The organism is Streptomyces sp. NPDC001056 (assembly GCF_053598955.1).
In genome coordinates, this window is record NZ_JBSFLI010000004.1 from 307618 (window position 1) to 329901 (window position 22284).

Sequence of the window (22284 nt, forward strand, 5' to 3'; positions counted from 1 at the left end):
CGCTGGCGACGCTCCCGGCATGACGACGACCACCACCTCGGCCGTGGACACCCACTGTCCGTACTGCGCGCTGCAGTGCGGCATGCGGCTGGCGCCCACCGGCGGGCCGGACGGCGCTCCGGTGGATGTGCTGGAGCGGCCCGCGTTCCCGGTCAACCGGGGCGCGCTGTGCGGCAAGGGACGCACCGCGGCCCAACTGCTCGCACCCGGCGCGCGGCTGACGGCGCCGTTGGTACGGGACGCCGGCGGGCTGCGCGAGGCGACCTGGGAAGAGGCGCTCGACCGGGTGGCCGCGGGGCTCGCGGACGCCGGGCGGCGCCACGGCCGGGACGCGGCCGGCGTGTTCGGCGGCGGCGGGCTCACCAACGAGAAGGCCTATCTGCTGGGCAAGTTCGCCCGCGTGGTGCTGCGCACCGCGAACATCGACTACAACGGCCGTTTCTGCATGTCCTCGGCGGCCGTGGCGCTCAAGGCCGCCTTCGGCCTCGACCGCGGCCTGCCGTTCCCGCTCGCCGACGTCGCCCGCGCAAAGTGCGTGCTGCTGGTCGGCGGCAACCCGGCCGAGACGATGCCGCCGGCCGTCCGCTATCTGCGCGAACTCAAGGAGAACGGCGGCCGGTTGATCGTCGTCGACCCGCGCCGCACCCGCACCGCCGACCTCGCCGACCTGCATGTGCAGCCGGTGCCCGGCACCGATCTGGCGCTCGCGCTCGGCCTGTTGCATCTGATCATCGCCGACGGGCTGCTCGACGAGGCGTTCATCGCCTCGCGCACCACCGGGTTCGAGCAGGCCAGGGCGGCCGCGATGGCGCACTGGCCGGAGCGGGTCGAGCGGCTGACCGGCGTCCCGGTGCCGGTGCTGCGCGACGTGGCAGGGCAGTTCGCACGGGCGGCCACCGGCATCGTGCTCACCGCGCGCGGGGCCGAGCAGCACAGCAAGGGCACCGACACCGTCGCCGCCTGGATCAACCTGTGCCTCGCCACCGGCAAGGCGGGCCGCCCCGGCTCCGGCTTCGGCTGCCTGACCGGGCAGGGGAACGGCCAGGGCGGCCGCGAACACGGCCAGAAGGCGGACCAGTTGCCCGGCTACCGCTCCCTCACCGATCCCGCCGCCCGCGCCCACGTCGCCGCCGTCTGGGGCGTCGACCCGGACACCCTGCCCGGACCCGGCCGCTCGGCCTACGAGATGCTCGACGGTCTCGGGCGGCCCGGCGAGGTGCGCGCCCTGCTGCTGATGGGCTCCAACCCGGTGGTCTCGGCGCCGAACGCGGCCCATGTCACCGCCCGGCTGCGGGAGCTGGACTTCCTCGCCGTCAGCGACGTGGTGCTCTCCGAGACCGCCGAGCTGGCCGATGTCGTCCTGCCGGTCGCCCAGTGGGCGGAGGAGACCGGCACGGTGACCAACCTGGAGGGCCGCGTCCTGCTGCGCGAGGCGGCGCTCGCCCCGCCCGAGGGCGTACGCACCGACCTGTACGTGCTGCACGAACTGGCCGCCCGTCTCGGCGTGCGGCGCGGCTTCCCCGAGGACCCGCGGGAGGCCTTCGAGGAGCTGCGCGCCGCCTCGTCGGGCGGCCCCGCCGACTACGCGGGCATCACCTACGAACGCGTCCGCGCGGAGGACGGCGTCTTCTGGCCGTGCCCGGCCGAGGACCACCCCGGCACCCCCCGGCCGTTCCTCGACCGCTTCGAAACGCCCGACGGGCGGGCCCGGTTCGCCGCCGTCTCGCACCGGCCGGCCGCGGAGGAGCCGGACGCGGACTACCCGCTGAGGCTGACGACCGGGCGGGTCCTCGCCCAGTACCAGAGCGGCGCCCAGACCCGGCGGGTGCCGGAGCTGGCACAGGCCGCGCCCGCGCCCTTCGTGGAACTGCACCCCCGCCTCGCCGAGCGGCTCGGGGTCACCGACGGCGACCGGCTCACCCTGACCACCCGCCGCGGCCGCGCCACCGCAGCGGCGCGCATCACCCGGGGCATCCGCCCCGACACGGTCTTCGTCCCCTTCCACTGGCCGGGGCTCGGCCGCGCCAACTCCCTCACCAACCCCGCCCTCGACCCGGTGTCGCGGATGCCGGAGTTCAAGGTGTGCGCGGTCAGGGTCGAGCGTGCCGAGGACGCCCGGTGAGCGGGCGGATCGCCGTCGTGGGCGCCGGGATGGCCGCCGCCCGCCTGGCCCAGCAACTGGTCGAGCGGGGGCGGGGGGACGACGTGACGCTGTACGGCGCGGAGCCGCACCGCCCCTACAACCGCACGCTCCTCGCCGACGTGCTCACCGGCCGCCTCGACGCCGCCGCCGTCGCGCTGCCGTGCGGCGCGCCGCGCGTCGCCGTGCGCACCGGGTGCGAGGTCGTCGCCGTCGACGTGCGCTCCCGCACGCTGACGCTGGCCGGCGGCGAGGAGGCCGGCTACGACGAGCTGGTGCTGGCGACCGGGGCCAACCCGGTGCTGCCGCCGATCCGGGGCCTGCGCACCGCCGACGGCGGGCTGAAGGCCGGGGTGCACGCCTTCCGGGGCCTCGCCGACTGCGCGCGGCTCGCCGAGGACGCGGCGCGGGCCACCCGCGCGGTGGTGATCGGCGGGGGAGTGCTCGGCGTGAGCGCCGCACGGGCGCTCGCCGCGGTCGGCCTGCCCACCGAGATCGTCCACCAAGCGCCGTACCTGATCGAACGCCACCTCGACGAGGGGGCGGGCCACGCGCTGCGCCGGGCCCTCGAACGGCTGGGCGTGCACACCTACCCCGACAACCGCGCCCGCGCCCTCACCGGCGACACCCGCGTCACCGGCGTCCGCCTCGCCACCGGCTACCTGCTCGACGCCGACCTGGTGGTCCTCGCCTGTGGGGTGCGCCCCCGCACCGGGCTCGCGCACGCCGCCGGGATCGCGGTACGGGCCGGCGTCGTGGTGGACGACCGGCTCGCCGCCCGCGCCCCGCACGTCTTCGCGATCGGCGACTGCGCCGAGCACGCCGGCGTCACGCACGGCCTCGCCGGACCCGCCTGGGACCAGGCCGACGTGCTCGCCGCGCGGCTCTCCGGCGCCGGTCCGGACACCGTCTACGGCGGCTCGCGGCCGCTCGTCCGGCTGACCGCGGGCCCGCTGGAGTACGCGGCGTTCGGCGAGACCGGCGACGCGGCCGGTACCGACGTGCTGCGCATCGCCGACGCCACCCGCGGGCCCTACGGCTCCTACAAGAAGCTCGTGCTGCGCGGCGACCGGCTCGTCGGCGGCATCCTCCTCGGCGACCTCACGACGGTCGGCGACCTCACCCGCGCCTACGAGTGCGACGAAGCGCTCCTTGACGACCCGCTCCACCTGCTCACCACCGAAGGAGCCGCGTGATGCACACCGCGACCGCACCACACCGCCACCTGGTCCTCATCGGCCACGGCATGGTCGGCCAGCGTTTCCTTGAGGCGTTCCACGAACAGGCCCGGCCCGGCTGGCGGGTGACCGTCCTCGCCGAGGAACCGCGTCCCGCCTACGACCGGGTCCACCTCACCTCGTGGTTCTCCGGCACCACCGACGACGAACTGTCCATGTGCGCAACGGAGTTCATCGCCGAGCACGGCATCGACCTGCGTCTCGGCGAACCGGCCACCGCCATCGACCGGGAGCGCCGGGAGGTCACCACCTCGGCCGGGCGCACCCTCCACTACGACGCCCTCGTGCTCGCCACCGGCTCCTACCCCTTCGTGCCGCCGGTGCCCGGCCACGATGCCGACGGCTGCCACGTCTACCGGACCCTCGACGACGTCGCCGCGATCAAGGCGGAGGCCGCTCGGGCGCGGACCGGCGCGGTGGTCGGCGGCGGACTGCTCGGCCTGGAGGCGGCCGGCGCGCTGCGCGCGCTGGGAGTGCGCACACACGTCGTGGAGTTCGCCCCGCGGCTGATGGCGCTCCAGATCGACGACGCCGGCGGACACCTGCTGCGCCGCAAGATCGAGGAGCTGGGCGTCACCGTCCACACCGGCGCCGGCACCGAGGCGATCACCGCGGGACCCGACGGCCGGGTGCGCTCGATGACCCTGTCCGACGGCACCGAGCTCGACGTCGACCTGGTCGTCTTCTCCGCCGGAGTGCGCCCCCGCGACCAGCTCGCGCGCGCGTGCGGCCTGCCCGTCGGCGCCCGCGGCGGCATCGTCGTGGACGCCGCCTGCCGCACCGAGGACCCGCACATCCTCGCCATCGGCGAATGCGCCCAGGCCGTCGACGGCAGGGTCTACGGACTGGTCGCCCCGGGCTACGCCATGGCCGAGGCCGCGGCCCGCCAACTCCTCGAACGAGAAGGTGAGTTCACCGGAGGCGACACCTCGACCAAGCTCAAGCTGCTCGGCGTCGACGTCGCCAGCTTCGGCGACGCGCACGGCACCACCGACGGCGCCCTCGACGTGGTGTACGCCAACAGCCGCGCCGGGGTCTACAAGAAGCTGGTCGTCGGCGCCGACGGCCGGCTCCTCGGTGGCGTCCTCGTCGGCGACACCGACGACTACGCCACCCTGCGCCCGCTGCTCGCCGGCGCCCCGCTCGCCGTACCGCCCGAACGCCTGCTGCTGCCCGCCCTGGCCGGCGCGGGGGGCCCGGCACCGCTGCCGGACGAGGCGATCGTCTGCTCCTGCCACAACGTCAGCAAGGCCGCCGTCCGCCAAGCGGTCGCCGACGGCAACACCTCGGTACCCCAGGTGAAGAAGTGCACCAAGGCCGGTACCGGCTGCGGCAGTTGCGAGAAACTGCTCGGCACCATCGTCTCCGACGAGCTGGCCGCCCGGGGCGTCGCCACCGACCGCGGTCTGTGCGAGCACTTCACCCACACCCGCGCCGAGCTGTACGAGATCATCCGGGTCAAGGGGATCACCGATTTCTCCCGGCTGATCGACGAGCACGGCCGCGGCGAGGGCTGCCAGATCTGCAAGCCGGCGGTCGCCTCGATCCTCGCCGGCCTGGCGAACGGCCACATCCTCGACGGCGAGCAGGCCGCGCTCCAGGACACCAACGACCACTTCCTCGCCAACATCCAGCGCGGCGGCTCGTATTCGGTGGTGCCGCGCATCCCCGGCGGCGAGGTCACCCCCGAAGGGCTGATCACCATCGGCGAGATCGCCCGCGACTTCGGCCTCTACACGAAGATCACCGGAGGGCAGCGCATCGACATGTTCGGCGCCCGCGTCGACGACCTGCCGCGTATCTGGCGCCGCCTGGTCGACGCCGGCTTCGAGTCCGGCCACGCCTACGGCAAGGCGCTGCGCACCGTGAAGTCGTGCGTGGGGGAGACCTGGTGCCGTTACGGCGTGCAGGACTCGGTCGGCCTCGCCGTCGAACTGGAGCTGCGCTACCGCGGCCTGCGCTCCCCGCACAAGATCAAGGCGGCGGTCTCCGGCTGCGCCCGCGAGTGCGCCGAGGCGCAGAGCAAGGACTTCGGGGTGATCGCCACCGCCGAGGGCTGGAATCTCTACGTCGGCGGCAACGGCGGCACGAGCCCGCGCCATGCCGACCTGCTCGCCGCCGACCTGGACCGCCCCACGCTGATCCGCACCATCGACCGCTTCCTGATGTTCTACATCCGCACCGCCGACCGGCTGGAGCGCACCGCCCCCTGGGTGGCGCGGCTCGACGGTGGCCTGGACCGGCTGCGCGACGTCATCATGAACGACTCCCTCGGCATCTGTGCCGACCTGGACGAACTGATGCAGCGTCACATAGCGGCCTACGAGGACGAATGGGCCGCCACCCTCGCCGACCCCGACCGGCTGCGGCGCTTCGTCTCGTTCGTCAACGCCCCCGGTGTCCCCGACCCCGCCGTGCGCTTCACCCCCGAGCGCGGCCAGATCCGCCCGGTCCGCGTCGCCGGTCCGCGGCTGGAGGTGCGCGCATGATGCCCGCCGACCAGATCCGAGTCGCCCACGAGATCCAGCTCGACCACGAGGGCGCATGGCACACCGTCTGCCGTTACGGCGATCTGCTGCCCGGCCGCGGCGTGGCCGTACTCCTGCGCGGCGAGCAGGTCGCGCTCTTCCGGGACCGCGCGGGCGAGGTCTACGCCGTCCAGAACTACGACCCCTTCGGCGGCGCCTACGTCCTCTCCCGCGGTCTCACCGGCAGCCGCGGTGATGTGCCGGTGGTCTTCTCGCCCATGTACAAGCAGGCCTTCGACCTGCGCACCGGGGTGTGCCTGGACGAGGAGACCGCCCCGGACGGCACCCCGGCGCGGCTGCTGGTCTGGCCGGTGCGGATCGCCCCGCCCGCCGCCGGCTGAGCCCCCACACCCGCACGGCCCCACCCTTCACCGTCCCCGCGGGAGTCCACCATGCCCTCGTCCCCCTCGTCCCCCTCGTCCCCCTCGTCCCCCTCGTCCTCTTCGTTCGGCGTCGCGTTCCGCCGACTCGGTGCGCTGGCCTCCGTCCGTGGCCGGTACCGCGTCCTGCACCTGACCACGCTGGCGTTCTTCCTCAGCTTCCTCGTCTGGTTCGACATGGCGCCGTTCGCCCAGCAAATCGGCGATGAACTCCATCTGACCAAGGGGCAGTTGCTCACCCTCTCGCTGTGCAACCTGGCGCTGACCGTGCCCGCGCGGATCGGCGTGGGAATGCTCCTGGACCGCTTCGGCCCACGCCGGGTGTACGCGTCGATCCTGATCTTCGCGGCCGTCCCCAACACGCTCTTCGCGACCGCGTCGAGCTTCCCGGCCCTGGTCCTCAGCCGTCTGCTGCTCGGCGTCGTCGGCGCCGGGTTCGTGGTCGGCATCCGCATGGTCGCCGAATGGTTCGGCCGCGAGGAGATCGGCACGGCCGAGGGCTTCTACGGGGGCTGGGGCAACTTCGGCTCGGCCGCGGCCTCCCTCGTCCTGCCCGGTCTCTCCGTGCTGCTCGCCGGGCACGCCGGCGGCTGGCGCTGGGGCATCGGCCTCGTCGGCGCGCTGTCCGCGCTCTACGGCGTCGTCTACCTCTTCGCCGTGCGCGACACCCCCGAGGGCTCCGCCTACCAGCGGCCGCGCCGGCAGGGCGCCCTGGAGGTCACCAGCCGCGGGGCGGTGTTCGGACTGCTGGCGGTGCAGCTTCCGCCGATCGCCGTCCTCGGCCTCGTCGCCTACCGCATCCACGGTGCCGGAGTGCTCCCCGAGTCCGGCTTCGTCGCCGTCCTCGTCGTGCTGGTGGCCGGCTACGCGGTACAGGCGGTGCGCACCCTGTCGGTGAACCGCCCGGCGCTCGCCGACGCCCACCCGCCGGCCGATCGCTACCCCTTCCGGCTGGTGGCGCTGCTGTCACTGGCGTACTTCGTGACGTTCGGCACCGAGCTGACGGTGGTCTCCCTGCTCCCCACCTACTTCGCCGACACCTTCGGCCTCGGCGTCGCGGCCGCGGCGGCCGCGGGCAGCGCCTTCGCCTGCACCAACCTGATCACGCGTCCCGCCGGCGGGCTGCTGTCCGACGCGCTTCCCCAGCGGCGGACGGCCCTGCGGATCCTGCTCGTCGGCGCCGTCGTCGTCTTCCTCGTCCTGTCCCGGATGACCAGCGGCTGGGGGATGTGGGCGGGTGTCGCGCTGGTCGCGCTGGCGTCGGTCTTCATCCAGGGGGGCAACGGCGCGGTCTATGCGATGGTCCCGCTGGTCAACCGCCGCTCCGGCGGCCAGATCGCCGGCCTGGCGGGTGCGTACGGCAACGTCGGCGGACTCGTGTTCACGTCGGTCCTCGTCCTCGACGGCGGCGACGTACCCCTCCTGTTCCTCGTCATCGCGCTGTGCGCGGCGACGATGGCCCTGCTGACCGTGTGGCTGCCGGAACCGCAGGGAACCACGGGCACGACCCCGCCCGCCACGCCGTCACCGCGGTCGTCCCCCGTCGCCACGCGCACCTGAACCCGCACGGCGCGAGCGGCCGGCACTCCCTTCGACGAGTGTCGGCCGCCCGGCCTTGCCCCGGCACCACCAGGAGACGCGTACCACCCCGCAGAGGCCACCCGTGATCACACCGACCCCGCATCCGCCCGGCCCCGCACACATCCGTCGTCCTCCCCGCGGGACCCACCGCGCGGACGCGACGGACCGGGACGCCGCCACCCGCGGATCGCCGGGCGGATCACGCCGCGGCGGTTCCCGGGTCGTGTCGCCTGCCTGACCTGTCCGGCGTGCCCGGCCCGACCGACGGGCCATACCGCCCCGACTGACGGGCGATACCGCCCCGCCCCGCCCCGGCCGGCCGGCCGACTGGCCGGACGGCCGGCGCCGTCCGCGTCCCCGTCCTCCGTCACCGGTCCCCCTCGCCCCGCCTCCCCGGCCCACCGCGTGTCCGCCCCGGGCTCCGGCCCTCCCGGCCCACCGCGGCGACGCGATGAACCGGGACGGTGTCACCCGCGGAACGCCGGGCCGATCACACCGCAGCGGCCCGGCGGCTCAGCGGCCGTGGCCTCCGTGTGCCGCCTCGATCTGCTTCCAGGACTTCGGCAGAGGCGCCGTCGAACCCGCCGCCGCGAAGGACCGCGCCGCGCCCGCCCCCGGCTTCGTCGGCTCGTACAGCCACGTGTCGAAGAGCCCCGCGAGCGGTTTGCCGGAGATCTTCTCGGCGTACCTCTCGAAGTCGGCCACGGAGGCGTTGCCGTAGGCGTGCGCCTTCGGCCAGCCCTTCAGGATGCGGAAGAAGGCGTCGTCGCCGACCTCGTCGCGCAGCGCCTGGAGCGCGGCCGCGCCCCGGTCGTAGACGGCGTCGTCGAACTGGTCGTCCGGCCCGGGATCGCCGGGCTTGACGGTCCAGAAGGGGTCGTCGGCCGGGTGCGAGGAGTACACGTGGTCGGCGAGCTGCTGCGCCGTGCCCTCGCCCTCGTGCTCGGACCACAGCCACTGCGCGTACGTCGCGAAGCCCTCGTTGAGCCAGATGTCCTTCCAGCCCTTCAGCGAGACGTCGTCGCCGTACCACTGGTGGGCCAGCTCGTGCACGACCAAGGAGGTGTTGGAGCCCTTCGCGAACTGCTTGGGGCTGTAGTAGACGCGGGTCTGGGTCTCCAGCGCGTACCTGGTGGTCGTGTTCGGGACGTAACCGCCCGCCGTGGCGAACGGATACGGCCCGAAGTAGTCGCTGAGCCAGTCGACGATCTCGCCGGTGCGCTCCACGCTCGCCCGCGCGGCCCCGTCGTTGGCACCCAGGTCCTTGCTGTAGGCGTTGATCACCGGCACCCCGCGCTCCGAGCGGCTCGTGGTGATGTCGAACTTCCCGATCGCGAGAGTGGCCAGATAGGTCGCCTGCGGCCGGTCCTGCCGCCAGGAGTAGCGGGTCCAGCCCCGCTTCGAATCGGCGGACTGCAACGTGCCGTTGGAGACCGCCTGGGTGCCGTCCGGCACGGCCACCGAGACGTCGTACGTCGCCTTGTCGCTCGGGTGGTCGTTGCTCGGGAACCACCACCACGCCGACTCGGGCTCGTCCGCCGCGACCGCGCCGTCCGGCGTGCGGTGCCAGGTGGTGAAGCCGTAGGCGCTCTTCGTGGACGGCACCCCGCGGTAGCGGACCACGACCGTGAGCGGCGTGCCCTTCGGCAGCGGCCTCTTCGGCGTGACCACCAGCTCGTGCTGCTCGGCACGGTCGAAGGAGGCCCTGGCGCCGTTGACCCGCACCTCGCTCACGTCCAGCAGGAAGTCCAGGTCGAAACTGGACAGGTCCTGCGTGGTGCGCGCCTGGATCGTCGCGGTGCCCTGCAACTCGTCCGTCGTCGGCTGGTAGCGCAGCCGCAGGTCGTAGTGCGAGACGTCGTAGCCGCCGTTGCCGTAGTACGGGTAGTAGGGGTCGCCGATGCCCGGCGCGCCGGGGGAGTAGCTCGCGGCCGATGCCGGGATCGCCAGCAGGAGGGAGGCCGCCGCCAGTGCGCCCGGCGCGATGATTCTGCGGTGCACGTCAGCTCCAAGTCGTCGGGACTGCGGGTCCGTTCGTAAGACCTCGGCGTGAAGGACGCGTTCGGAGTACTCCGCGCGGAGATCTCTGTCCGGAGCCTATTCACGCCCGGTGCCCTGTGCGCTGTCCATGCCCCCCGCTGCCACACGATCGCCATTCGGCCGCAATGAGCCACCCGGGTGCCGCAACGCGCTCTTCTGCACGGGAGTTGACGGGAGTACCGTCCGCGCATGCCGAAGAGCACACCTGTCCGGGCGCCGCTGCGCACGCGCCGCACCCTCTGGCGAGCGCTCGCCACGGCGGCCGTCGCCGCCCTGCTGGCCGCCTTCCTCACCCCGGCCGCCGCCGAGGCCGCGCCGCCCCGGGAAAGCCGGCCGGTCTACTCCTACGCCCACGCCGTCCGCGAGTCCGTGTGGGTGGACACCGGCCTGGACGAGGACGGCGACGGCACGTCCGACCGCGTGGCCGCCGACATCGTCCGCCCCGCCGAACCGGCCCGCGAGGGCCGCAAGGTGCCGGTCGTCATGGACGCCAGCCCGTACTACTCCTGCTGCGGGCGCGGCAACGAGAGCCAGGTCAAGACGTACGACGCGAGCGGCCATGTCGTCGGGATGCCGCTGTTCTACGACAACTACTTCGTGCCCCGCGGCTACGCCTTCGTCGGCGTCGATCTCGCCGGCACCAACCGCTCCGACGGCTGCGTCGACGTCGGCGGCCGCTCCGACATCCAGTCCGCGAAGGCCGTGATCGACTGGCTCAACGGCCGCGCCAGGGCGTACACGAGCCGCACCGGCACCCGGACCGTCAAGGCCACGTGGACCAACGGCAGGACCGGCATGATCGGCAAGAGCTGGGACGGCACCATCGCCAACGGCGTCGCCGCCACCGGCGTGAGGGGCCTGAAGACCATCGTGCCGATCAGCGCCATCTCCTCCTGGTACGACTACTACTTCGCCCAGGGCGCCCCGCTCTACGACGGCGGTCCCGCGGACCTCGCCGGTTACGTCGAGAGCGACGCGGCCCGCGCCCACTGCGCGGCCGAGCAGAAGAAACTCGCCGACGGCAGTCCGCGCAGCGGCGACCGGACCCCGCTGTGGACCGAGCGGGACTACGTCAAGGACGCGGCCGAGGTGCGCGCCAGTGTGTTCGTGGCCCAGGGCATGCAGGATCTCAACGTCCGCACCAAGCACTTCGGCCAGTGGTGGGACGCGCTCGCGAAGAACGGTGTCGAGCGCAAGCTGTGGCTGTCCCAGACCGGCCACGTCGACCCCTTCGACTACCGGCGCGGCGTCTGGGTCGACACCCTGCACCGCTGGTTCGACCATGAACTCCTCGGCTACGACAACGGCATCGACCGCGAGCCGACCGCCGACATCGAGCGCCACCCCGACCAGTGGGTCACCTCCGCCACCTGGCCGCCCACCGGCACCCGTGCCACCACCCTCCACCCGGCCCCCGGCACCGCGCCCGGCCTCGGCACCCTCGGCCCGCGCCCGGCCGGCGGCACCGAGACCTTCACCGACGACCCGAAGCTCGGCGAGACCGACTGGGCGGCGCACCTGACCACCTCCACCCCGGAGAAGACCGGCTTCCTCACCGCACCGCTCACCCACGACCTGCGCGTGTCCGGCATGTCCCAGGTGACGGTCACCGCCACCCCGACCACCACCTCGGCCCACCTCTCCGCCGTCCTGGTCGACGTCGGCCCGGACACCATCCGCGACTACGCCGACGCCGCCGAGGGCATCACCACGCTGAAGAACCGCACCTGCTGGGGCGCGAGCACGGCCGGCGACAGTGCCTGCTACCTGGAGACCGCCGCGAAGACCGCCGACGTCGACTACACGGTCCTCAGCCGCGGCTGGGCCGACCTCGGCCACTACGCCTCCCTCACCAAGGGCGTCCCGCTCACCCCGGGCAGGTCCTACACCATGACCCTCACCCTGGCCGCCACCGACCACGTCGTCCCCCGGGGCCACCGCCTCGCCCTGATCATCGCGGGCACGGACCGGGGCCTGATCGACCCCCCGTCCACGAAGCCGACGGTGGCGGTCGAACTGGCGGGCACCTCGGTCCGGTTGCCCCTGGTGGGCGGGGCGCGGGCGTTCACCCGCGCGACGACGGGCACGCCGACGACTCCCGCCCCGACCCACCTGAAGGGCGTGCGCGCCCCGCGTACGGCCGGCCACATTCCGGGTGACTGACAACCGGCCTTCGCGCGGTTCCCCGAGGCGCGGGGAGCCGCGCGACCGGCCCGCGGGGACCCGGGGTCCTACGGCGGCAGCACGCGTCCCGAACGCTTACCCGCTCGTCCCCGGAACCAGCCCGGCCGCCTCCCGGGCGCATCCCCAGGCCACCGTCACACCGGCACCGCCGTGGCCGTACGAGTGCACCACCGTTCGCCCGCCGGGCAGCGGCTGCCGCTCCAGCCGCACCACGTCCCGGTACGGCCGCAAGCCCACCTTGTGCCCCAGCACCCGCGCCCCCGCGATCTCCGGCCGCACCCGCGCGCACCGGGCGATGATCTCCTCGGCCGTGGCGGGATCCGGCTCCAGGGACCAGTCGCCCTCCTGCGCCGTCCCGCCGAGGACCAACCCGTACGGCTGCGGGATGAAATACGCGGCGACCGGCGACGAATGGTCCACGGACGTGTAGTATGTGCCGATCCCGGGATTCTCCACCAGCACCAGCTGCCCCCGCACCGGCCGCAGGGTGGTGTCCCCGGTCAGCGAACGCGCCCCGAGCCCCGCGCAGTTGACCACCGCATCGGCGGGCACGTCGGCGAGATCCGCCACCTCGCGCAGCGACACCGTGCCGCCGGCCTTCACGAGCCGCTCCCGCAGCCACGCCAGATGCGTCGGCATGTCGATCACCGGCAGCCGCGCCGCCACGCCGTCCGGCACGGCCCGCAGCCCCGGCACCCGGGCCGCCCAGCCGCCCAGCTCGTCGAGCCGCGCCCCCTGGTGGACGCCGTCGACAAGGCGTACGCCCGTCTCCTCGGGCCGCTTTGCCAGCTCCTCGTACACGGCGAGGGTTTCCAGCGCCCAGTCGCCGACGAGCCGCTCCGGTTCGATGCGGTACGGCCACCACAGGCCGCCGGCGACCGCCGACGTGGTCCGCTCGGCGGGCTCGCGCGTCCACACCTGGACCCGCCGCCCGGCCTCGGCCAGCACCACGGCCGTGGTGAGCCCGACGACCCCGCCGCCGACCACGATCACTTCGTCATCCGTCTCACGGTTCACGCTGTTCATGCTGTGCACGCTGTTCACATGCGGACCATAGGCCCTGTCCAGCGGCGGGCGCACTAGGATCGTCATCCTGATGACTGCCACCCTCGTCGCCAAGAACCTCGCCGCCGGGCACGGCGACCGCTCGCTCTTCGCCGGGCTCGACCTCGTCGTGGCGCCCGGCGACGTGATCGGGCTGGTCGGCGCCAACGGCGCGGGCAAGTCCACGCTGCTGCGGATGCTCGCCGGACTCGTCGCGCCCGAGCAGGGCGAGCTGCGCCTGTCCCCGCCCGCCGCGACGGTCGGCCATCTGCCGCAGGAGCCCGAGCGCCGGCCGGGGGAGACCGTGCGGGAGTTCCTGGCCCGGCGCACCGGCGTCGCCGAGGCGCAGCGGCTCATGGACGAGGCGACACAGGCGCTGGTCGACGGCGCGCCCGGCGCGGACGACGCCTACGCGGTGAGCCTGGAGCGCTGGCTCGGCCTCGGCGGCGCCGATCTGGACGAGCGAGCGGAGGAGGTCGCCGACTCCCTCGGCCTCGCCGTGGGTCTGGACCAGCCGATGACCTCCCTCTCCGGCGGCCAGGCGGCCCGCGCGGGCCTCGCCTCCCTGCTGCTCTCCCGCTACGACGTCTTCCTCCTGGACGAGCCCACCAACGACCTCGACCTCGACGGTCTGGAGCGCCTGGAGCGGTTCGTCACCGGGCTGCGCGCCGGCACCGTCGTCGTCAGCCACGACCGCGAGTTCCTCACCCGCACCGTCACCAAGGTCCTCGAACTCGACCTGGCACAGCGGCAGATCAACCTCTACGGCGGCGGCTACGAGGCCTACCTGGAGGAGCGCGAGACGGGCCGGCGGCACGCCCGCGAGGAGTACGAGGAGTTCGCCGACAAGAAGGCGGCCCTCCAGGACCGGGCGCAGATGCAGCGGTCCTGGATGGACAAGGGCGTCAAGAACGCCCGGCGCAAGGCGGGCAACGACAACGACAAGATCGGCCGCAAGTTCCGCAGCGAGGCCAGTGAGAAGCAGGCCGCCAAGGCCCGGCAGACCCAGCGGATGATCGAGCGCCTGGAGGTGGTCGAGGAGCCGCGCAAGGAGTGGGAGCTGCGCATGGAGATCGCGGCCGCCCCGCGCTCGGGCGCCGTGGTGGCCACGCTGCGGGACGCCGAGATCCGGCGCGGGGACTTCACCTTCGGGCCGGTGAGCCTCCAGATCGACTGGGCCGACCGGATCGCGGTCACCGGGGCCAACGGCGCCGGCAAGTCGACCCTGCTGGCCGCCCTGCTCGGCCGCGTCCCGCTGGACGCGGGGCACGCGGCCCTCGGCTCGGGCGTGCTGGTCGGCGAGGTCGACCAGGCCCGGGGCCTGTTCCACGGACCCGAGGCCCTGCTCGACGCCTTCTGCGCGGCCGTCCCCGACACCGAACCGGTGGAGGTCCGCACCCTCCTCGCCAAGTTCGGCCTGAGGTCGGACCATGTGCTGCGCCCGGCCGCGACCCTCTCCCCGGGCGAACGCACCCGGGCCGCCCTCGCCCTGCTCCAGGGCCGGGGCGTCAACCTCCTCGTCCTGGACGAGCCGACGAACCACCTCGACCTGCCCGCCATCGAGCAGCTGGAGTCCGCCCTGGACGCCTACACGGGCACCCTCCTGCTGGTCACCCACGACCGCCGCATGCTGGACGCGGTCCGGGTGACCCGGCGCTGGGAGGTCGCGGCGGGCAAGGTGACCGAGCGCTGAGGCGCCGGGCCCCGGGGAGTCCCCGCTCCCCGGGGCCCGGCGCGTGACGGAAGGTCAGGAGGGCAGCACCTTCCAGGAGCCGGTGCCGGTGCCGCGGTCGCTGTACGGGCTGGTGGACACCCTGTACTTGGCGCCGCCGCCCTGGTGGGAGACGCCGTTGGTGTCGAGGAAACCGCCGTTGGCGGAGCCGTAGTCGTTGAGCAGATGCACGATGTCGTCGGTGCGGATGTGGCCGTCGTTCGGCGAGGACCGCACGCCGAAGATGTGCCACTTGCCGGTGCCCGGACCGCGGTCCTTGGTCGTGGTGGCGGAGACCTTGTACTTGGCGCCCGCCTGGTCGGAGACGCCGTTGGTGTCGAGGTAGGTGTGGTGGCTGCCGTACTGGTTGATGAGGTAGACGACGTCACCGCTGAGCACACGGGAGCCGGCGGCCTTCCCGGTGGCGGAGACGACCCGCCACTCCGAGGTGGCCGGACCGCGGCTGTTGGGCCGGTTGTTGGTGCTCACGTCGTAGGTGGCGCCCGGCTGGCCGGAGACGCCGTTGGTGTCGAGGTAGCCGCCGTCGCCGCCGTACTGGTTCTGGAGCAGGATGATGCTGCCGTACGTCAGCTCACCTCGGGCCGCGGCGCCGGTGGCCGCCGTCGGAGCGGCGAACGAGGCCGCCGCGGCGGCGAGTGCCGCGGCGGTCGTGCAGGCCGCCAGGCGCTGCTTCGTGGTGCGGAACACAGAGTCCTCCCCATCGTTTCGCGTGCACCGTCACGTGCACGGAAGCGAGTGTGGAAGGAGCGGATAGGCGCTGTGTCCGCTTCGTGTATTTCCTCGGGCTAAACCCATCGATACGGGGAAAAGTCTGTTTCTTTCGATGCTCACTGGGGCGCGGGACGCGCAAGGGCCGGAGCCACGGGGGCTCCGGCCCTTCATCCGGAACGGGTCTGCTCGCGCGCGGGTCAGCGCTGCTTCGGGTTCAGCAGGCCCGCGCGGCGCAGCGCGTCCGCCATGGCGCTGTTGGCCGGAGCCGGCGCCTGCCGTCCGCCCCGGTCGCCCCCACCGCGGCCCTGCCGCTGGCCACCCTGTCCCTGGCCGCCCTGGCGCTGGCCCTGTCCCTGGCCGCCCTGCCGTTGCTGGGGCGGCCGGGCGCCGCCGCGCTGGCGCTTGCCGCCGGGCTGCGCCTCCGGGGCCGCCTCGTCGTCCAGGCGCAGGGTCAGGCCGATCCGCTTGCGCGGGATGTCCACGTCCAGGACCTTCACCTTGACGATGTCACCCGGCTTCACCACGTCCCGCGGGTCCTTGACGAACGTCTTGGACATCGCCGACACATGCACCAGGCCGTCCTGGTGGACGCCGATGTCCACGAACGCGCCGAAGGCCGCCACGTTCGTCACCACGCCCTCCAGGACCATCCCGGCGGACAGGTCGGAGATCTTCTCCACGCCCTCCTTGAAGGTGGCCGTCCTGAAGGCCGGACGCGGGTCGCGGCCCGGCTTCTCCAGCTCCTTGAGGATGTCCGAGACGGTCGGCAGACCGAAGGTGTCGTCCACGAAGTCGGCCGGCCGCAGCGAGCGCAGCACGCCCGTGTTGCCGATGAGGGAGGCCACCTCCTGGCCCGTGGTCTTCACCATCCGCCGCACCACCGGGTAGGACTCCGGGTGCACGCTGGAGGCGTCCAGCGGGTCGGCGCCGTCGCGGATGCGCAGGAAGCCCGCGCACTGCTCGTACGCCTTCGGGCCGAGCCGCGCCACCTTCTTCAGCTCCGAACGGGAGGTGAAGGGGCCGTTGGCGTCCCGGTGCGCCACGATGTTCTCCGCGAGCCCGGCCGAGACACCCGACACGCGGGCCAGCAGCGGCACGGACGCGGTGTTGACGTCCACGCCCACGCCGTTCACACAGTCCTCGACCACCGCGTCCAGCGAGCGGGACAGCTTCACCTCGGACAGGTCGTGCTGGTACTGGCCGACGCCGATGGACTTCGGGTCGATCTTCACCAGCTCGGCCAGCGGGTCCTGAAGCCGCCGGGCGATGGAGACCGCGCCGCGCAACGACACGTCCATGTCCGGCAGTTCCCGGGAGGCGTACGCCGACGCCGAGTACACCGAGGCGCCGGCCTCCGAGACCATCACCTTGGTGAGCTTCAACTCCGGGTGTTTGGCGATGAGTTCGGCCGCGAGCTTGTCGGTCTCGCGGGACGCGGTGCCATTGCCGATCGCGACCAGCTCGACCGCGTGCTCCTTCGCGAGCCGCGCCAGCTTGGCGAGCGCCTCGTCCCACTTGTTGGCCGGGACGTGCGGGTAGATCACGTCCGTGGCGACGACCTTGCCGGTGGCGTCGACCACGGCGACCTTCACCCCCGTGCGGAAACCGGGGTCCAGGCCCAGGGTGGCGCGGGTGCCGGCCGGGGCGGCGAGCAGCAGGTCGCGCAGGTTGGCCGCGAACACGTTCACCGCCTCGTCCTCGGCGGCCGTCCGCAGCCGCAGCCGCAGGTCGATGCCGAGGTGCACCAGGATGCGGGTGCGCCAGGCCCAGCGGACGGTGTCCGTCAGCCACTTGTCGGCGGGGCGGCCGCGCTCGGCGATGCCGAAGCGGTGCGCGACGATGCCCTCGTACGACGACGGACCCGACGGGGAGTCGGCGGGCTCCTCCGGCTCCAGGACGAGATCGAGCACCTCCTCCTTCTCGCCGCGCAGCATCGCCAGGACGCGGTGCGAGGGCAGCTCGGTGAACGGCTCGGCGAAGTCGAAGTAGTCGGCGAACTTGGCGCCCGCCTCCTCCTTGCCCTCCCGGACCTTCGCGGCGAGGCGCCCGCGCACCCACATGCGTTCGCGCAGCTCGCCGATCAGGTCGGCGTCCTCGGAGAACCGCTCGGTGAGGATCGCCCGCGCGCCCTCCAGGGCGGCCCCGGGATCGGCGACGCCCTTGTCCGGGTCCACGAACGCGGCGGCCGCCGACAGCGGTTCCACCGTCGGGTCGCCCAGCAGGCCCTCGGCCAGCGGCTCCAGGCCGGCCTCGCGCGCGATCTGCGCCTTGGTGCGCCGCTTGGGCTTGTACGGGAGGTAGATGTCCTCCAGGCGCGCCTTGGTCTCGGCGCCGCGGATCCGGGCCTCCAGCTCCTCGGTGAGCTTGCCCTGCTCGCGCACCGACTCCAGGATCGCGGTCCGCCGCTCCTCCAGCTCCCGCAGATAGCGCAGCCGCTCCTCGATCGTGCGCAGTTGCGCGTCGTCGAGCATCTCGGTCGCTTCCTTGCGGTAGCGGGCGATGAAGGGCACGGTCGAACCGCCGTCGAGCAGTTCCACCGCGGCCGTCACCTGCCGCTCCCGTACGCCGAGTTCCTCGGCGATCCTGCCTTCGATGGATCCTGCTTCGATGGACCCGGGTGTCGTCACGATCCCGTACCGCCTTCTCCACTGAGGTTGCGCGGCAATTGTGGCAGGTGACACCGACAACCGGGGATCAGGGCGACACGTGGCGCCCCGCGATCCGACGCGTCTCGGCCCGGCCCCCACCCGGGCCGGCCGATGCCCCCACCCGGCCCGGCCGACGCCCCCCCGGGAGGCCGGGCGGGCACCCGGCACAGCCGCCGCCCCACCCGCCGCCCGCACCGCACCCGTGCGGCCATGGCAGAAAAGGTGGGAAACGCGTCATTGCGGCCATCCGCCCGTGCCCGAAGAATCGACGGCATGACGCAGCGCACACTCCTCTTCGTCGTCTTCGACGGGGTCCAGAGCCTGGACGTCACCGGGCCCCTCGAAGTGTTCACCGGTGCCGAGCGGCACACGCCCGGCACCTACCGGATCCGCACGGCGTCCCTGGACGGCGGCCCGGTGCGGACGACCAGCGGACTGACGCTCGTCCCCGACGAGGCGCTCACCGCGGCGGAGGAGCCGCACACCCTGCTGGTCCCCGGCGGTGAGGGCACCCGCGATCCCGACCCGCGGCTGGTCGGCTGGCTGCGCGCCCACGGCCCGCGCCCCGCCCGTCTGGTCTCGGTCTGCACCGGCGCCTTCCTGCTCGCCGCCGCGGGACTGCTCGACGGCCGCCGGGCCACCACGCACTGGGCCTACTGCGACCGGCTCGCGCGCGAGCGTCCGGCCGTCCACGTGGAGCCCGAACCCATCTACGTCCGCGACGGCCGCGTCGCCACCTCGGCGGGCGTGACCGCGGGCATCGACCTCGCGCTCGCCCTGGTGGAGGAGGACCTGGACCGGGACGTCGCCCTCTCCCTGGCCCGGCACCTCGTGGTCTTCCTGCGCCGGCCCGGCAACCAGGCCCAGTTCAGCGCCCAGCTGGCCGCCCAGACCGCCCTGCGCGAGCCGCTGCGGGACGTACAGCGGTGGATCAGCGAGCACCCGGACACCGATCTCGGCGTCGACGCCCTGGCCGCCCGCGCCGCGCTGTCCCCGCGCCACTTCGCCCGCGCCTTCCGCGCCGAGACCGGCATGACACCGGGTCGCTACGTCGACCGGGTCCGTCTGGAACACGCCCGCCGGCTGCTGGAGGACACCCCCGGCGGCATCGAGGAGATCTCCCGGGCCAGCGGCTACGGCACCCCCGAGGCCATGCGCCGGGCGTTCCTCAAGGCGTTCGGCACCGCGCCGGCCGAGTACCGGCGCCGGTTCCGCCCCGCCGCCGTCGACTGAGCACCGTCGCCGTCACCCGAAAGGACACACCGTGCAGATCGCCGTGGTCGTCTACGACCGCTTCACCGCCCTCGACGCCGTGGGCCCCTACGAGATCCTCAGCCGCGTCCCGGACGCGCGCCTCACCTTCGTCGCCGAGCAGGCCGGACCCGTCCGCAGTGACACCGGCTTCCTCGCCCTCACCGCGGACCGGGCCCTGCACGAGGTGCCCGCCCCGGACGTCGTCGTCGTCTCCGGTGGCCCCGGCACCCTGACCCAGCTGGAGAACCCGGCCCTGCTGGAGTGGCTGCGCGCCGCCGACGCGACGAGCACCTGGACGACCTCGGTGTGCTCGGGCTCGCTGCTGCTCGCCGCCGCGGGGCTGCTCGCCGGCCGCCGCGCCACCAGCCACTGGACCGCGCTGCCGATGCTTGAGAAGTACGGCGCCCGGCCCACCGGCGAGCGGGTGGTGACCGAGGGCAAGTACGTCACCGCGGCCGGGGTCTCCTCCGGCATCGACATGGCCCTCACCCTGGTCGGCCGGATCGCGGGCGACGAACACGCCCAGGCCGTCCAGCTGTTGACCGAGTACGACCCGCAGCCGCCCTATGACGCCGGGTCCCCGCGGAAGGCGCCCGCCCACCTCGTCGAGGAGCTGCGGACGGGCGGCCGCTTCAGCCTGACGTAGCCGCGCCCCACCCGCTCGCCGAGGCCGCCGCGGCGCACGGGGGGACCGCGCGTGCCGTCGGACGGCCGTACCCGCGGCGGGGCCGGGCAGGACGTGCCCTGCCCGGCCCCGGCGAGTCCCGATGCCGACGGCGACTCGTGGATCAGTGCCAGCGGTGGCCGCGGCGGTCGTCGTGGTCGCCGAGGCGGCCGTCCCAGTCGTGCCAGTGGCCGTAGCGCCGGCCGTCGTGGCGGTGGTCGCGGTCGTACCGGTGGTCGCGGTCGTACCTGTGGTCACGGCCCCAGCGGTCGCCGGGGCGGGGGAAGTGCCGCGCGTCGTCGGCCGAGAGCGCCTGGTGCGGGCGGGCGACGGGCTGTCCCGCGGCGGCGGCCGGGAGGGCGGCCGCGCCCACGACGGCGGCGGCCAGGACACCGGCGGCGGTCAGTCTGCGGACAGAGGCAAGAACGGACACGAGGTCCCCTTTCGCAAGGGTGTGGTGCGCGTGGCGACCGGTCGGCCGCACGCCCACACCCTGCGACCCACGCCCCGGCCGACACGGGGGACGCGCGACGTCATTACGGATATAAGAGACTTTGTAACAGTCGCCTGTAGCAACCATTTATGCTCTGAATGCGCCCTCTTCCTGCACTTTCGCGCCCCTGCGCGCCCCCGCGCTCACCCGAAAGTGAGTAACAGGCCGTGCGCCGCCCGGACGGCCCGCCGGGTTCCCGGCGGCCGAGGTCCGCTCAGCGGTCGAGCGCCGGAAGGCGTGCGAGTCCGGTCTCCTCGAAAATCCGGTCCACCGTCTCCGCCAGCCCGCTCCCGGCCCCGATGACCGTCTCCACCCCGCCGGGCAGCAGGTCGCGCGCCCGGTACCACTCCCGCAGCCGCTCCTCGCCGACCTCGTCGGCGATGGGCTTCGTCGCATGCCGGGCCAGGGTCTCCGTGAAGGGCACGTCCAGGTAGTAGCCGTACGTCGGCCCGCGGTGGTCCGCGCGCAGCCGCGCGAGCATCGCCCCGTAGCGGTCGGCGTACAGGATGCCCTCGACGACGACGTGGTACCCGGCGTCCAGCGCGTAACGGGCGGTCAGCTCGATCAGCCCGATGTTCGCCGCCCCCGGCCGGTCCCGCTCCCGCAGCACGGTCCGGCGCAGGTTGTCCTGCCCGACCAGCGCGAGGCCCCGTCCGAACCGCTCCCGCAGCCCGGCCGCGACCGACGACTTGCCCGAGGCGCTGTTGCCGCGCAGCACGATCAGCCGCGTCCGCTCGCTCCCCATCCGCGCACCGGCCAGGCTAGCGGCGGGGGTGCGTCAGGCGGGCGGTGTCCATCTGAAGTGGGGGGTCCGGCGCTCCAGGAAGGCGGCCACGCCCTCCGCGGTGTCGTCGCCGGCGCGGGCCTGCTCCGTCCAGTGGCCGTCCCGGTCCTCGCGACCGTTCGCGAACTCCTTGGCGGCGGCCTGGGTGAGCTGGGAGCGGGAGACGAGTGTACGGGTCAACTCCGCCACCCGCTTGCCGAGTTCGCCCTCGGGCAGCACCTCGTCCACCAGACCGGTACGCAGCGCGCGCTCAGTGTCGATCAACTCGGCGGTGAACAGCAGGTACTTGGCGGTGGCCGGGCCCACCAGCGACACCAGCCGACGGGTCGAGGAGGAGGGGTAGACGATGCCGAGCCGCGCCGGGGTCACCCCGAACAGGGCGCCGTCCTCGGCCAGTCGGAGATCGCACGCCGCCGCGAGCTGCACCCCGCCGCCCACGCAGTGCCCCCGCACCGCGGCCACCGTGGGCTTCGGGAACGCGGCCAGCGCCTCCTCCGCCGCCACCGCGAGTCCCTGCGCCGGACCGGCCGACCCCTGGAGCGTGGAGATGTCCGCGCCCGCGCAGAAGGTCCGGCCCTCGCCGGTCAGCACCAGCGCCCGTACCCCGGGGTCGCGGGCGAGCCCCGCCAGCAGCGGCGGCAGCGCCCGCCACATGTCGGCCGTCATGGCGTTGCGCTTGGCCGGATTGCCGATCACGACCGTGGCGACGGAGTCGGTGACCTGGTGGGACAGCTGGGGCTCCATGCGCTGGATGCTATCCGGCCGCCCCCGGAGTTACGACACCGCCCCCGAGGGGGACAAAGATGAAGGAAAGCTATTAAAGGTGAGGTCGTTCGGGCTCGTACGGTGAGCCCGTCGAGGAG

General features: G+C 73.6%; 16 protein-coding genes. 9 read left to right on the top strand and 7 right to left on the bottom strand.

Annotation, left to right across the window (positions count from 1 at the left end; translation table 11 throughout):
• Window positions 1-19 precede the first annotated feature (19 nt).
• The 5 genes from ACWDD7_RS07730 to ACWDD7_RS07750 are packed head-to-tail and all read left to right on the top strand — an operon-like array spanning window position 20 to window position 7846.
• Window positions 20-2122: a molybdopterin oxidoreductase family protein gene (locus ACWDD7_RS07730; protein ID WP_450456716.1), complete on the top strand. Its 2103-nt coding sequence runs from the start codon at window positions 20-22 to the stop codon at window positions 2120-2122.
• Window positions 2119-3336, top strand: a complete 1218-nt coding sequence (locus ACWDD7_RS07735) for an NAD(P)/FAD-dependent oxidoreductase (protein WP_450456717.1) — start codon at window positions 2119-2121, stop codon at window positions 3334-3336. The genes ACWDD7_RS07730 and ACWDD7_RS07735 overlap by 4 nt, the downstream gene beginning before the upstream one ends.
• The gene (nirB, locus tag ACWDD7_RS07740) at window positions 3336-5867 is read left to right on the top strand and encodes a nitrite reductase large subunit NirB (protein ID WP_450456718.1); all 2532 of its coding nucleotides are present in this window, start codon (window positions 3336-3338) and stop codon (window positions 5865-5867) included. Before ACWDD7_RS07735 ends, nirB begins: the two co-directional genes overlap by 1 nt.
• Entirely contained in the window at window positions 5864-6247 is a 384-nt protein-coding gene (gene nirD, locus ACWDD7_RS07745; RefSeq protein ID WP_351877313.1) for a nitrite reductase small subunit NirD, read from the top strand. Before nirB ends, nirD begins: the two co-directional genes overlap by 4 nt.
• Window positions 6248-6298: 51 nt before the next feature.
• Entirely contained in the window at window positions 6299-7846 is a 1548-nt protein-coding gene (locus ACWDD7_RS07750; protein WP_450456719.1) for an MFS transporter, read from the top strand.
• A 534-nt stretch (window positions 7847-8380) separates the two neighbouring features.
• On the opposite strand, the gene ACWDD7_RS07755 is transcribed toward ACWDD7_RS07750, so the two are convergent.
• Window positions 8381-9868 (bottom strand): M1 family metallopeptidase, encoded by a 1488-nt coding sequence (locus ACWDD7_RS07755; RefSeq protein WP_351877311.1) that lies wholly within the window; start codon window positions 9866-9868, stop codon window positions 8381-8383.
• 228 nt (window positions 9869-10096) lie between these two features.
• On the opposite strand from ACWDD7_RS07755, the gene ACWDD7_RS07760 reads away from it, so the two are divergent.
• The gene (locus ACWDD7_RS07760) at window positions 10097-12070 is read left to right on the top strand and encodes a Xaa-Pro dipeptidyl-peptidase (protein ID WP_450456720.1); all 1974 of its coding nucleotides are present in this window, start codon (window positions 10097-10099) and stop codon (window positions 12068-12070) included.
• Between the two features lie 96 nt (window positions 12071-12166).
• Here ACWDD7_RS07760 and ACWDD7_RS07765 read toward each other — a convergent pair whose 3' ends face one another.
• Window positions 12167-13117, bottom strand: a complete 951-nt coding sequence (locus ACWDD7_RS07765) for an FAD-dependent oxidoreductase (protein ID WP_450456721.1) — start codon at window positions 13115-13117, stop codon at window positions 12167-12169.
• A 70-nt stretch (window positions 13118-13187) separates the two neighbouring features.
• Here ACWDD7_RS07765 and ACWDD7_RS07770 point away from each other — a divergent pair, with 70 nt between their 5' ends.
• Window positions 13188-14828 (top strand): ABC-F family ATP-binding cassette domain-containing protein, encoded by a 1641-nt coding sequence (locus ACWDD7_RS07770; protein ID WP_392212041.1) that lies wholly within the window; start codon window positions 13188-13190, stop codon window positions 14826-14828.
• Between the two features lie 54 nt (window positions 14829-14882).
• On the opposite strand, the gene ACWDD7_RS07775 is transcribed toward ACWDD7_RS07770, so the two are convergent.
• Both ACWDD7_RS07775 and ACWDD7_RS07780 read right to left on the bottom strand, forming a co-directional pair.
• Window positions 14883-15554, bottom strand: coding sequence for a hypothetical protein (locus ACWDD7_RS07775; RefSeq protein WP_351878732.1), 672 nt, complete (start codon window positions 15552-15554; stop codon window positions 14883-14885).
• A 221-nt stretch (window positions 15555-15775) separates the two neighbouring features.
• Window positions 15776-18205, bottom strand: a complete 2430-nt coding sequence (locus tag ACWDD7_RS07780) for a Tex family protein (protein ID WP_450456722.1) — start codon at window positions 18203-18205, stop codon at window positions 15776-15778.
• Window positions 18206-18499: 294 nt separating this feature from the next.
• On the opposite strand from ACWDD7_RS07780, the gene ACWDD7_RS07785 reads away from it, so the two are divergent.
• Complete coding sequence (locus ACWDD7_RS07785; protein ID WP_351878738.1) at window positions 18500-19459, top strand: GlxA family transcriptional regulator; 960 nt, start codon at window positions 18500-18502, stop codon at window positions 19457-19459.
• A gap of 31 nt (window positions 19460-19490) precedes the next feature.
• A complete protein-coding gene (locus ACWDD7_RS07790) occupies window positions 19491-20126 on the top strand; it encodes a DJ-1/PfpI family protein (protein ID WP_351878741.1) in 636 nt (211 codons plus the stop codon).
• Between the two features lie 142 nt (window positions 20127-20268).
• Here the strand turns inward: ACWDD7_RS07790 and ACWDD7_RS07795 are convergent, their stop codons facing one another.
• From ACWDD7_RS07795 to ACWDD7_RS07805, 3 genes are all read right to left on the bottom strand, one after another.
• The gene (locus ACWDD7_RS07795) at window positions 20269-20577 is read right to left on the bottom strand and encodes a hypothetical protein (protein WP_450456723.1); all 309 of its coding nucleotides are present in this window, start codon (window positions 20575-20577) and stop codon (window positions 20269-20271) included.
• A 274-nt stretch (window positions 20578-20851) separates the two neighbouring features.
• Window positions 20852-21382 carry an AAA family ATPase gene (locus tag ACWDD7_RS07800; protein ID WP_450456724.1) on the bottom strand — a complete coding sequence of 177 codons (531 nt, stop codon included), beginning with the start codon at window positions 21380-21382 and terminating at the stop codon, window positions 20852-20854.
• 33 nt (window positions 21383-21415) lie between these two features.
• Window positions 21416-22165, bottom strand: coding sequence for an enoyl-CoA hydratase/isomerase family protein (locus ACWDD7_RS07805; RefSeq protein ID WP_351878747.1), 750 nt, complete (start codon window positions 22163-22165; stop codon window positions 21416-21418).
• Window positions 22166-22284: the final 119 nt, after the last annotated feature.